Origin of the sequence: Kribbella sp. NPDC051718 (genome assembly GCF_040681515.1) — a bacterium.
Taxonomy (GTDB): Bacteria; Actinomycetota; Actinomycetes; order Propionibacteriales; family Kribbellaceae; genus Kribbella.
On record NZ_JBFAYZ010000008.1, the window covers coordinates 202291 to 214470 of the forward strand.

The 12180-nt window shown below is 68.2% G+C and carries 11 protein-coding genes; 4 read left to right on the forward strand and 7 right to left on the reverse strand.

Going from position 1 to position 12180, the window contains the following annotated elements; genetic code table 11:
- The first annotated feature begins 145 nt into the window (after positions 1–145).
- A complete protein-coding gene (locus AB0M15_RS28810; protein WP_363824575.1) occupies positions 146–994 on the forward strand; it encodes a hypothetical protein in 849 nt (282 codons plus the stop codon).
- A gap of 49 nt (positions 995–1043) precedes the next feature.
- On the opposite strand, the gene AB0M15_RS28815 is transcribed toward AB0M15_RS28810, so the two are convergent.
- From AB0M15_RS28815 to malQ, 5 genes are all read right to left on the reverse strand, one after another.
- Entirely contained in the window at positions 1044–1442 is a 399-nt protein-coding gene (locus tag AB0M15_RS28815; protein ID WP_363824576.1) for a DUF5130 family protein, read from the reverse strand.
- On the reverse strand, positions 1429–1707 hold the full coding sequence (locus tag AB0M15_RS28820; protein ID WP_343971310.1) for a hypothetical protein: 279 nt from the start codon (positions 1705–1707) through the stop codon (positions 1429–1431). Before AB0M15_RS28820 ends, AB0M15_RS28815 begins: the two co-directional genes overlap by 14 nt.
- Positions 1708–1785: 78 nt before the next feature.
- Positions 1786–2286 (reverse strand): hypothetical protein, encoded by a 501-nt coding sequence (locus AB0M15_RS28825; protein ID WP_363824577.1) that lies wholly within the window; start codon positions 2284–2286, stop codon positions 1786–1788.
- Between the two features lie 162 nt (positions 2287–2448).
- The gene (locus tag AB0M15_RS28830) at positions 2449–3090 is read right to left on the reverse strand and encodes a lytic polysaccharide monooxygenase (protein WP_363824578.1); all 642 of its coding nucleotides are present in this window, start codon (positions 3088–3090) and stop codon (positions 2449–2451) included.
- A 137-nt stretch (positions 3091–3227) separates the two neighbouring features.
- Entirely contained in the window at positions 3228–5345 is a 2118-nt protein-coding gene (malQ, locus tag AB0M15_RS28835) for a 4-alpha-glucanotransferase (protein ID WP_363824579.1), read from the reverse strand.
- A gap of 212 nt (positions 5346–5557) precedes the next feature.
- Here malQ and AB0M15_RS28840 point away from each other — a divergent pair, with 212 nt between their 5' ends.
- A complete protein-coding gene (locus AB0M15_RS28840) occupies positions 5558–7048 on the forward strand; it encodes a glycerophosphodiester phosphodiesterase family protein (protein ID WP_363824580.1) in 1491 nt (496 codons plus the stop codon).
- Here AB0M15_RS28840 and AB0M15_RS28845 read toward each other — a convergent pair.
- Both AB0M15_RS28845 and AB0M15_RS28850 read right to left on the reverse strand, forming a co-directional pair.
- Entirely contained in the window at positions 7032–7976 is a 945-nt protein-coding gene (locus AB0M15_RS28845) for an FAD-dependent oxidoreductase (RefSeq protein ID WP_363824581.1), read from the reverse strand. The genes AB0M15_RS28840 and AB0M15_RS28845 overlap by 17 nt on opposite strands.
- The gene (locus AB0M15_RS28850) at positions 7973–8968 is read right to left on the reverse strand and encodes a hypothetical protein (protein WP_363824582.1); all 996 of its coding nucleotides are present in this window, start codon (positions 8966–8968) and stop codon (positions 7973–7975) included. Before AB0M15_RS28850 ends, AB0M15_RS28845 begins: the two co-directional genes overlap by 4 nt.
- Before the next feature lie 119 nt (positions 8969–9087).
- Between AB0M15_RS28850 and AB0M15_RS28855 the strand changes: the two genes are divergently transcribed.
- Entirely contained in the window at positions 9088–9882 is a 795-nt protein-coding gene (locus AB0M15_RS28855; RefSeq protein ID WP_363824583.1) for a mechanosensitive ion channel domain-containing protein, read from the forward strand.
- A 128-nt stretch (positions 9883–10010) separates the two neighbouring features.
- Positions 10011–12176, forward strand: a complete 2166-nt coding sequence (locus AB0M15_RS28860; RefSeq protein ID WP_363824584.1) for a discoidin domain-containing protein — start codon at positions 10011–10013, stop codon at positions 12174–12176.
- Positions 12177–12180: the final 4 nt, after the last annotated feature.

A 12180-nucleotide genomic window follows, 5' to 3' on the forward strand; every position in this document is an offset into this window, starting at 1 on the left:
TCGCGGTTCGGTCGCGGGCCGCGATCTCCTTGTCCAGAAGGAGATTCTCACCACCTGAAGGGGTCTCACTTTTCCCGTTTTCCGGTTTAAGCTGACCCCAATTATTCACTCAAGGGATCTGGGGAGGACCTTTGTCGTGACACACGTGGATGACCGGAAAGGACCGACCCGGGCGAAACGCTCGACCGGCCGGGCCAATGCGCGTGCGCTCAACCACGGCGGCGACAGCCGGGTGGCCGCTCGCGCCGGACGTGCGGTACCGGCGAAGGACGTGGCCGGCTCCCAGTTGGAGAGTGAGGCCGATCGCGCCGAGCGGCTGGCCGCCGGCAAGCGCTCCGCGGGCCGCGGTGCGGGCCATTCGGGCCGGAAGAAATCGAAGCGTTCCACTGCCGCGGTCGGAGCCGCGATCATTGCGATTGCCGCAGTGGTCGCGACTTCTGCTTTTATCCTGACAAATGGCGGCTCGTCCCCGCAGAGCGAAGGCAATCCGCCGATTCCGGCGCCGGCGACCTCCGCGCCACCGAAGACCGAGAGCGGTGCCGCACCGGCTGCGATCAGCACCATCAAGGCCGACCGCAAGCCGCCGGCGGTCAAGCCGACGGCCCCCAAGCCGACCGTGGCCAAGACGACCACCACCAAGACGTCCGCGACGCCGAACACCGGCCCGGCCACCCCGGTCTTCCGGCGCGGCCAGTGGATCGCGGTACTCGACAAGTACCCGACGGACGCCGGTATGGACGCCGAGCAGCTCGCCAAGGAGCTCGCCGCCAAGCTGATCACCGCCGGCGTACCGGGCCGGGCGATGTTCCTCAACGGCCAGTACCCGGGGATAGCGAACAGCAGCCTCGAGCCGGAGACCGACGCATGGGTCGTGTACCTGTCCGCGCTACCCAGCGCCGAGGCGGCACTCAACCTCTGCCAGGCGGCGAAGACCCAGGCGGTTCACTCCAACATCGCCTGCCCGACGTACGAACCCGCAGCCAAGCCCGGCTAGCAGACCACGAGAGCCCGGCTGATCGATCAGCCGGGCTCGTTGGCGCTCCCTACTGCTTGTGGGGCTCGTTCGCGTGGAGCAGCGGCGGCTGGTGGGCGTGGGTGCCCAGCTGCTGCACGCCGGTGACCAGGCCACCGGTCAGGTCGCCGGTGGCGAAGGACGTCTGCATGGTCAGCGCAGCCAGGCCGGCCGCGTGATCGGAGAGCTGCCGCCGCGCGTTCGCGCCGGTGACGACCTCCAGCCGGCGTCCGGCCGGGTCGACGTACACCAGGATGCTGTTGTCCGGGTCGTCCAGCTCGTTCAGCAGCTCCAGGGCGAACGGGCGCGTCTCGGAGTCCGCTCCCCCGACGTACACGGAGAAGTGCAGGCCGGACGCATCCTCGGCGTGCCGGACGGCGCGCTCGATGTCGTAGAGCTGGTCCGGGGTGAATGCGTCACCAGCTGGCACTTGCGCCTCCGGTCGTACGGGCGACGCCGGTGCCGGCGGTCGCAGTGGTGGTGCCGGCCGGGAGCTCGGGCAGGTTGGCCGGGTCCGGCCGGGTGGCCGTCGGGCCGCCGATCCAGACCGGCGGAGCCCACCAGGACAGGCCCGGGCGATAGCGCGGACCCTGTGCGATCGAGGAGGCGAAGACGAGCAAGGCCAGCACCGCCACGACCAGCACCGGAATACCGACGAACACCAGCACGGTGTGGCCGGAGAGCAGAGTGATCACGGTGAGAAGACTAGTCCTACAAACGACCGCACCCGCCCCGGGGCCTCGACCGGGACGGGTGCGGACGATCAGGAGCCGCTAGCAGCCACAGGTGTAGTACGTGATGTCCCAGTGACTTCCCTCGTCGCAGTAGATGTTGCCGGAGGCGGCCTTCCACTGCGGGTAGCCGTCACCGCGGTTGGCGATCCGGGTGAAGGTGTTCTTGATGTAGTTGCCGACGCACGTGTACTTCGAGATGTCGACCTTGTAGCCGTTGCGGTGACTGTAGGTCCCGCTGGCGTGGCCGGTCTCGGTACCGCCCGTGATGTTCACGGCGCAACCACTGGCGGTGTGCAGCGTCCGTACGCCGTACACGGTGCTGTCGTTGATGTTGGTGAAGGACGTACAGGTGGAGTTGTTCCAGTCGGAGCAGTTGCCGCTGGACGACCAGGTGACGCCGGCGGCGCTCAGGATCGACGCGGCCTGCGCGTGGGTCAGTTTGGTGAGTGCCGAGGCGTTCTCGATCACCAGCAGGCCGGGCAGCAGCCCGACCATGAGGGCGACCAAGGGCACGGTCACGCGACGGACGAAAGTCTTCATGGGGACTCTCCTTGAAACTCGGGGCGGAAGGTTTCAAGGAGTGCCATTCCCAGGAAAGTTATTAACCAAACGTGAACACTCACCGGCCAGACGGCAACCGGCTGCGTGGAACCGAACCGAGGGCAGTCGGCTCGGCTCCACGCCGGGGGGCGCCGAATGTGGTCAGAACTCGAAATTGGTCCCGGTCTTCGACAGCGAACTGGCGAACTGGACGTCCGAGCACTGGTAGAACGCGTTGCCGGTGTCCGCGATCGTCCAGACGGCGAGAATCATGTGCCGCCCGGACCGGCTCGGCAGCCGGCCGTTGTGGGTGATGTCGGCGGCAGGCCGGGCACCACCCATCGGCACCGTCAGGAACGGGGTCAGGTCGAGCGCCGAACGGCTCAGCGGCGCGCCCTGGTTCCAGCCCTGCTTGGTGACGTAGTACTTGAAGTCCGTCGTCGCGTGCTGCGCGGTCAGGTGCCACTTGAACGCGTAGTTCGCGCCCGAACTGAGCTGGGTGGCCGGCCAGGCGCCACCGCGCTGGTCGTTCAGCTCGTTGAACTGCTGCAGACCCGCCGAGCAGAGTTTGCCGTCGGCCGGACCCGCGCCGGGGAAGCCCTTCGGCCCCTCGGTGCTCTGCGGCTCCCACTGGATCGCGCCGCAGTTCTTGACCGTCGTGTTCGCGCACAGCTTGGCGCGACTGATCGGCGAGTTGGTGTACCCGTGGCCAAAGGCCACCGGCACGGAGATGGACGAGGAGACCGTCAGAGCCAAGGCTCCGGCGGCGACTGCGGCCAGGGTGAGTTTGCGTGTTCGCGGCATGCGGACACTCCTTCGGATTCCCGGTTGTGGGGGCGGTCGGGGAATGAAGGAAGGCGCCTTCGTTGACAATAGATAACAACCGTTCAAATCTATTGTCAACAGCTCGTAGGCGGTTGTTTACTTTCCGCGAATACTGCCTAGCTGTGCAGCACGCCAATGAGTCTTCTGAGCCGCTGGTTGTTGGGGAGATCCTCGATCAGGACGGGCATGCCGTCGGGGCCGCCCAGCGGAACCCGCCAGTTCGGGTACTCGTCTGTGGTGCCGGGCTGGTTCTGGGTACGCCGTTCGCCGACCGCGTCGGTCAGGGCGACTCCGACCAGCTTGGCCGGAGTGTGCGCGACGTACCGGTGCAGCGCCTCGACGATGCGCTCGACATCGCCGTCCGCGTTCGCCAGCAGGTGCCGTTCGCGCAACGCATTCAGCCAGGAGTCGCGCTCGGCCTCGTCGACCGCGAGCTCTTCGGCGTACGGGCGGGTCAGCAGGCCGAGGCGGTCGCGCAGCTCGACGTGGTCGCCGGCCAGGTACCCGGCCGTCGGCGGCAGGTCGTGGGTCGTCACCGTGGCCAGGCAGAGTTCGCGCCAGCGCTCGGGCGGGAGCGGGTTGCCGTTCGCGTCGCGCTCGAACCACAGCACCGAAGTACCGAGGACTCCGCGTTCGGTGAGGTAGTCGCGGACCCAGGGCTCGACCGTGCCGAGGTCCTCCCCCACGACGACCACGTCGGCGCGGGACGCCTCGAGGACGAGGATGCCGATCAGCGCCTCGTGGTCGTAGCGCACGTAGGTGCCCTCGGTCGGCCGCTCGGGCGAGGTGACCCACCAGAGCCGGAACAGCCCCAGGATGTGGTCGATCCGCAGCCCGCCGCCGTGCCGGATCACTGCCCGGACGAGATCCCGCCAGGGCGCATAGCCGGTGGCAGCGAGGGCGTCCGGCCGCCACGGAGGTTGCGACCAGTCCTGCCCCTGCTGGTTGAACGCGTCCGGCGGCGCACCGACGTGGATGCCTGCGGCCAGTACGCGCTTGAGCGCCCAGGCGTCGGCACCATCGGGGTGTACGCCGACTGCCAGGTCGTGCAGGATGCCGAGCGACATACCGGCCGACTTGGCCCGTGCCTGGGTCCGGGCGAGCTGCTCGTCGAGCTGCCACTGCAGCCAGCAGTGGAACTCCACCGCATCCGGATTGTCGTTGCGGAAGGCAACGACCGCGGGCGCGTTCGGGTCCTGCAGCTCCTCGGGCCACTTGCTCCACTCGGGTCCGTGCACATCCGCGATGGCCGCCCAGGTGGCGAAGTCGATCAGGCCCTGGCCTTCGCGGTCGCAGTACGCGCCGTACTCGGCGATGCGGCCGATGGAGGGGCGGACGCCGAAGAGGAGTTGCAGTGCCTCACGCTTGGCCGCCCAGACGGTGTCGCGGTCCAGCGCATCCGGGTCCTCGCTCAGCGCCCGGGCGTGCAGGGCCAGGGTGCGGACACGGTCGCGCTCGGCCGGTGCGAGGTCGCCGTACTCGTCGATGTCCTCGATGCGCAGGTACAGCGGGTTCGCGAACCTACGGGAGGCCGGCAGGTACGGCGAGGGCTCCATCCGGCCAGCGGTCTCGGCTGCGTGCAGCGGGTTGACCAGTACGAAGCCGGCGCCCAGGTCATTGGCGGACCAGGCGGCGAGGTCGGCCAGGTCGTGGAGGTCGCCGATACCCCATGACCTGCGGGAGCGTACGGAGTACAGCTGAAGCACCCAGCCCCAGGTCCGCTGCAGTCGCTGCGGCTCGAGGCGTTGCGGGGTGACGATCAGGGAGCCGACCGAGATCTCCGGGTTGGTGCCGATGCGCGCGCACAGCCGGTGGTACCCGAGTGGCAGGTCTCCCGGCAGTTGGTACGTCGCTTCGCCGATCTGCACGCCGTCGACCCACTCGGGCTCGACCCAGTGCTCCTGCTGCGGGATGTCCCGGCGCTGTCCGCCATCCTCCAGGTCGACCCAGACCTCGGCAGTGGAGCCGTGCGGCAGGTGTACTGCGAACCAGGGCGTCCAGCCCTCCCGCATCACCAGCGTGGCGGGCAGCACGCGGCGCCAGCGGGCCAGTTGGTGCTCCGCCAGCGCATCGGCGGCTTGCTCGGGGGTGGACGCGTCGACACCGAGCGCGGCCAGCACTGTGGAGACCACCTCGGACGACACCTGCACGTGTTCGCCCTGCCAGTTCCAGTACTCGGTCGCCACTCCGTGCGCGACGGCAAGCTCGACAAGGGCTGGCGTGGGAGCAGTCACGCGTGCGAGTCTGCCGCATCCCGGGCGTGTGTACCCAACGGCGCGCGCCACGGGGGTCTGGTACGTCACCGCGCGCAGGCGATTCGGCACTACGCGTTCTCCTGCGTCACGACAGTGCATCGGGTACTGCCGCCCGAGCGGTTGCTGCCCTTACTCTTCGGCTAGACCCGACGCAGGGGGGACTTGCGCCGGTGCAGTAGAGGGGGCACCCGATGGATGAGTTGCTGCCGCGTACCCGGATCAGCCGCCGTACGACGCTGGGACTGCTTGGCGCCGTGACAGCCGGCTCGCTGGTCACTGGTTGTCGCGAGACGACCAGCGGCAGTATCGGCCTCACCGGCGACTACAGCCTCACCGACTGGGTCGCGGACCGGGGCGACCACTACCTGGTCGCGCACCGGGGCGTCGGTGACGTGTTCCCCGAGCACAGCATGGAGTCGTACGACGCCGCGGTCGCCTGGGGCGTGAAGGCGATGGAGGTCAGCGTCGGCATCACCGCGGACAGCGTGCTGGTCTGCATGCACGACACGACCCTCGACCGGACCACCAACCTCACCGGCAACCTGCGGGCGGTGAAGTACTCCCAGCTCGAGAAGGGCTGGTTGCAGATCCCGCGACTGGGCCCGCACTGGGCCGAGGCCAAGGTCAAGGTGCCGTTGTTCGAGGACGTGCTGCGCAAGTACGGCGGCCGGGTGATCCTCGCGATCGAGGCGAAGGACGAGCGGGCCTACGCGCCGATGATGGCGATGGTGGCGAAGTACGGGCTGGAATCCGCGGTGCTGATCAAGACCTACTTCAAGAGCAAGCTGATCGCCGACGTGAAGTCGCTCGGGCTCGGTGTCTTCGCGTACTTCACAACGCCGGAGGAGATGACTCCGGAGGCGATCCAGGCGGTCGCCGGGCAGTTGTCGCCGCGGACGGACGCGATCGTCGTACCGAACTCCGGTCCCGGCGGGTACCTCGACGCATCGCTCGTCGAGGCGACCGTGGCGACCGGTATCCCGATCTGGCCGTATCCGTTGCACCGGCGCGCGGACCTCGCGCACTACAGGGCGCTCGGCATGCAGGGCGCGGTCACGTCGAACCTCGGCTACATCCTCGGCAAGACCGAGCAGGTGACGACCGACCAGTGGGCGACCGGAGCGGTGGCGTCGGGCGAGCTGACGCGGGATCCGTACGACGACCGATTCGCCGTCAGTTGGGGACGCGGGGGCAGCATCGGGCTCGCGGCGAAGGGCACGCAGCACTTCCTGACGCTGGGCAATCTCGGCCCGATCACCTCACCCGTCTACTCGGTCGAGTTCCAGGCGTCGTTCGCCGCCTTGCCGGCCGACCCGCTCGCGCACCTCAGCCTGGCCTTCGGCCATGAGGACGACTCGTACTACGAGAACCGGGTCGGCACCACCAGCGGCTATCACGCGATCCTGCAGGCCAATGGCGAACTGGGCCTGTGGGCGCACAGGTCGGGGCAACGGCCGGGGGTCAAGCTGGCGGTCCGGAAGACCGCCCCGGTGTTCGCGGGCGAGTGGATGGGGTTCCGCCTCGACGTCACGCCGACCACACTCACCTGGAGCCGGCTCGACCACCCCACGAAGGTGACGGTCGAGGACAAGTCGTACCGGGGTGGCTATCTGCACCTAGGCCGCGCCTCCACGGACGGCAGCCTCGCCCTGCGCGGCCTAAAGGTCACCCGCACGCCCTGACCGCGTCTGCTGCACACCCCCAGGCCAGGGTGATCCCACTACCGCCATGCCCGTAGTTATGCACCACCGGTACTCCGGGCAGCAGCCCCTCGTCCCGCTCGAGCCTCACCTCGGGGCGGCCGGGCCGTAGCCCCACCAGCGCCCCGATGACCTCCGCCTCGGCCAGCGCCGGGACCAGGTCGCTGCAGCGGCTCACGATCGACCGGGTGAGCTCGTCGTCGACCGTGGTGTCCCAGGCGCCGGCATCGAGGCTGCCGCCGAGGATGCAGTCGTTAGTCCGCGGGTGGACGTAGGCCCGGCCGGCTGGGTGATGCTCGTCGCGGACGGAGAGGGTCAGGCCTGGGTTGGTGACTCTGACGATCTGACCGCGGATCGGGTACGTGCTGGTGTCGCCGACCAGTGCGCCGGCAGCCAGCCCTGCGCAGTTGACGATGACGTCTGGCTGGAGATCGTCCAGTTCACCGAGTTGGTCGACCCGGCGGGTCTCCTGCCGGCCGCCTCCGTCGAGGTACTGGCGGTAGAGCCAGGGCAGGTAGGTCGGCATCTCGACGAGCGGTACAGCGAAGCGCAGGCCGTGGCTGTAGCCGGGCGGGAGCTCATCGGCTCGGGCAGGGCGGATGTCGCCTACCGCGTCGGCCCAGGGCTGGGGCTGCGGCTCCTCGCGGTAAAGGACGAGTGACTCGCGCATGACTACGCCTGGCACACCACGGGCGGCTTCGGTGGCTAGTACGTCGTAGGTGGTGGCGCCCCAGCTGGCGACCTTGTCTGCCGGGGCTGCTGCGGTTGGGAACCAGACAGCTGCCGCCAGGTGGGAGGTGGTCGCCTCCGTGAGGTGAGCGCTGACCAGGATGACGTCGTCGCCGCGCTGCCGGAGCAGGGTTGCCGTGGACAGCCCGGAGATGCCTGCGCCGAGTACTACGACTCTCACTCGACCAGTCTTCGTTGGCGGCGGGTGAGGAGCAAGACGGCCAGCAGGAGCGCCGTACTGGCTATCACCAGGCCGATGGCTACGCCGGCGACGTTGTTGGTCAGTTGGTAGAGGGAGATCGGCCAGATGACCAGGAGGATCGAGCAGCCGACTACGGCGTACGCCGATGCGTGGCGGCGGCCGTAGGCGACTAGGAGGGCGGCTGGGCCTGCAGTACCGACTGCGAGAGCCATCACCTCGCCGCGCTCCTGGACTAGCCAGCAAATGGAGGAACTGAACATCGCGGCGCCTGCGAGTGACCAGGCGGTCACTTGGTCGCGGACGAGGCCGAACATCGCCATCACGAAGGCGACCAGGATGAAACCGGTACCGGCGATGCCCGCGGAGTTGGTCGTCGTCGAGGTGTCCGGAGTGAGGACGTCCGCGGTGATCACCAACACACCGACGGCCAGGATCCCAAACGTTGCCACCAGCAACGAAGATCCCGCCAGCCACCACACTCCGAGCACTGCCAGCGCGAGCGCGACCGCAACCCCGACGACCCGCCCCGCCTCCCCTTCGATCGCGACATAAGTGGCGAACCCCGCCACACAACACCCCAGCGACGCCAACGCGGAACTCAGCTGCTCGCGCCGCCTCAACAAGGCCAGCACCGCCGCGGTCCCCAGCAAGATCACCGCCGCACTGGTCCCGGTGCTGATCCGCGCTGCCCGCCCCATCTCTCCCCAGTTGGCCAGCGTCAGCAACGCCACCGCCCCCAACAGCAGCGCCCCGCCGATATACCCCAGCACCTCGGTCAACGCGGACGAGTGCGTGGCGGTAGGCGGCGTACGGACGGTTCTCGGCTGTTCGGGGGTGGCAGATGGTGGAACTGGTGCTGGCGGACGGCCGGCGTCTGCTTCGGCGGCTGTGCGGAGTGCTTCGGCCTGGTAGGGGCGCAGGACGCCCGCGGACACCAGCCTGGTCAGCTCGTCCTGCAGCCGGCTCGGCATATCCGTTCGTTCCTCCTCGCAAAATCTCCGGTCGGGGATTGCAGAGATCCTGGCGGCCGGACCTTGGCGACGCAGCACTACAGTAGGGCGGCGAGATGCCTATTCTGCTCAGTTACCCCGTGTCCCTGCTCAGTCACCCCCTGTTTTCCGTTCCTGACACCTTCCCGACGTTCTTCCGGCGAGGCAACGACGGCAAGCTGGAGGTGACGGATCAGATCATCACCGTGCCGGCCCGGATCGTCGGCCTGATCCTCGCGTTCTTCGTCGTCCGCTGGCTCGTGCACAAGGCGATCCGCCGCTTCGCCCGGCGTACCGGCAACGGCGCCGTGGCCGGCGTACTGGCCAAGTCCAAGCGCGGCCAGGAGTTCGTCGAACAGACCCTGAACAGCGAACGCCGGACCCAGCGCGCCGAGACGATCGCGTCACTGCTCTGCAGTTGCGTGACGATCGTCCTGACCGCCGTCCTGGTGGTGATGGTGCTGGCCGAGCTCGGCTTCAACATCCTCCCGGTGGTCGCGTCGGCCAGCATCATCGGCGTGGCGCTCGGCTTCGGCGCCCAGACGCTGGTCAAGGACTTCCTGGCCGGCATCTTCATGATCTTCGAGGACCAGTACGGCGTCGGCGACCTGGTCGACATGGAGAAGGCCACCGGCGTGGTCGAGGCAGTCGGCCTCCGCGTCACCCGCCTCCGCGGCGAGGACGGCACCACCTGGTACGTCCGCAACGGCGAGGTCCTCCGCGTCGGCAACCTCACCACCCGCGACCCGGACGCCCCCGCCACCTCCACCACCGGCGTAGGCAGCGCGGCCGAGGCAGCAGACGGCCTGGCCCCCGTCGAAGCCCCCGCCGACGAGCCTCCGGCCCGCTCCACCCCCGCTCACCACTCCAGCGGCGGCCACGAACCAACTGCCTGAGCACCACCCCGGAGAAATTCACTGTCACAGATCTTGACCGGGCCGATACGCGGCGTCATGATCGGACGAGCCAATGATTAGGAAACCTTCCTAACCAAAACCTGTTCGCCCCCAGGTTGGAGCTTGTCATGCTGAGTCCGTCCCGGCTGCGCGCTCTGGGAGTGCTGCTCGTCAGCGCTCTGTTCGCCGCACTCCTCACCGCCACCCCAGCGACCCCGGCCAACGCCGAGTTGCAGCATCCCAGACAGGAGTTTCTCCGCCAGGCGACCGGCGGGCTCTTCCTGCACTGGGGCATGCGAACCTCCCCCGGCTACACCAGTTGCAGCGCCTGGGAGAGCGCGGTCACGTCGGGCAACTGGGATCCGGCGTACTGGGTCCGCGAGGCGCAGAAACTCCACACGCAGTACCTCGTCCTGGCAACCTTCCACAGCCGACTCGGCTACGCCCGCCCCTGGCCGTCCGCCATACCGGGCAGTTGCCACTCCAAGCGAGACATCCTCAAGGAGACCATCGACGCCGCGACAGCGAAGGGCCTGAAGGTCATCCTCTACATGACCGACGACCCGCAATGGCATGCGGAAGGCCTGCCGGCCGGGAAAAGCTGGCTCGACTCGGCCGCCTACTCGCAGTACAAGGGCAAGTCCGTCGACCTGACCACGCGCGACGGGTTCGGCGAGTTCAGCTACGACAACTTCGTCGAGGTGATGCAGCGCTACCCGAGTCTCGGCGGGTTCTGGATCGACAACGACAACGCCTACTGGGAGAGCCACGGGCTGTACGAGAAGATCCGCCAGGACCGGCCCAGCTTCACCCTCAGCAACAACAACGAGGACACGCCGATCATGGACATGATCAGCAACGAGCAGAAGACCGGCATGTCCCCGGCCTACGACTACCCGCAGGCGATCTACACGGCGGCGCCGCGGCTGATCGAGGCCGACTTCAAGCTCCCGAGCACCGGCTCCTGGTGGTACGGCGGTGGCGACCCCGCCGTCGACACGGGACTCAACATCGGCCGGCTGATCAGCAACACGGGCTCCTCGGTCAAGTCCCTGATGGCCGAGACCGCGATGGTCAACGGCCGCTTCCCGGCCAAGCAGGAGCAATGCAACAACCTTATTGACAAATATCTGGAGCCGATCTGGCCGTCCGTCACCGGTACGGCGGGAGGCGGCTACGACCGTGGCGGTCTGCAACCCGGCGATTGGAACGACGGAGCCCACGGCGTCACCACCGTGAGCTCCACCGACCCAGACCTGCATTACGTCCACGTCCTCACCAAGCCCTCGGGCAGCACGCTCAAGGTCCGCGACAACGGCTACCGCGTCACCAGGGTCACCAACCTCCGTACCGGCGCCACCATCGCCCACACCCAGGCCAACGGCACCCTCACCATGACCGGCCTCACCGCGTGGGATCCGTACGACACGGTCCTCCGCGTCGAGACGGACGGCCGCGAGGGGATCATCCCGCCCACGTCGTACACGACGACCGCCTCGGCCGGCAGCAACCCCGGCAACGCGACGGACGGCAGCTATCTGACGTACTGGGACAGCAACAAGACGACTCCCGTCTCCCTGCGCTTCGACCTCAAAGCGCCCCAGCGGATCCAGTACCTCGGGATCAACCAGCGCGAGGACTCGGTCAGCTACGCCCGCTCGTCGACCGAGCAGTCGGCGCGCATTCGCGACTACAAGGTCTACGTCAGCAGCGACGGCACCAACTGGGGCACCCCGATCAAGACCGGCACCCTGCCGAGTCGCCGCGGCGTCGCTTTCATCGACCTCCCCACACAGACCGCGCGGCACGTACGGCTCGAGGTGCTCAACACCTACGCCGCCTCCAGCGACACCACCCGCTCCAAACGCCTCCGCATCGACGAGGCCTGGGTCGGTACGGCGTACGCAGGCGCAGGCACTCCGTCGACCCGGTACGAGGCCGAGGACGCCACCTGCCAAGGCACTGTCGACAGCGACCACACCGGCTACTCCGGTACTGGCTTCTGCAACACCGACAACGCAATCGGCGCCGGCGTCCAGTGGACAGTCACCGCGCCCACTGCCGGCTCCGCGACCCTCGCCATCGCCTATGCCAACGGCACCACGGCCGCCCGCCCGATGACCGTCACTGTCAACGGCATCGCCGCAGGCACCCAGCAGTTCCCACCCACCGGCGCCTGGACCACCTGGCAGACAGCACAGGTCGCCGCCAACCTCCAGGCCGGTGCCAACACCATCGCCGTCTCGGCGACCACGGCTACCGGCGGCCCCAACCTCGACTATCTCGACCGCTGACGCA

Bases quoted from the DNA above. Each gene is read 5' to 3' on its own strand.
- AB0M15_RS28830 (WP_363824578.1), bottom strand. From the start codon at position 3,090: ATGCCGCGAACACGCAAACTCACCCTGGCCGCAGTCGCCGCCGGAGCC.
- AB0M15_RS28860 (WP_363824584.1), top strand. From the start codon at position 10,011: ATGCTGAGTCCGTCCCGGCTGCGCGCTCTGGGAGTGCTGCTCGTCAGC.
- AB0M15_RS28850 (WP_363824582.1), bottom strand. From the start codon at position 8,968: ATGCCGAGCCGGCTGCAGGACGAGCTGACCAGGCTGGTGTCCGCGGGC.
- AB0M15_RS28840 (WP_363824580.1), top strand. From the start codon at position 5,558: ATGGATGAGTTGCTGCCGCGTACCCGGATCAGCCGCCGTACGACGCTG.
- AB0M15_RS28825 (WP_363824577.1), bottom strand. From the start codon at position 2,286: ATGAAGACTTTCGTCCGTCGCGTGACCGTGCCCTTGGTCGCCCTCATG.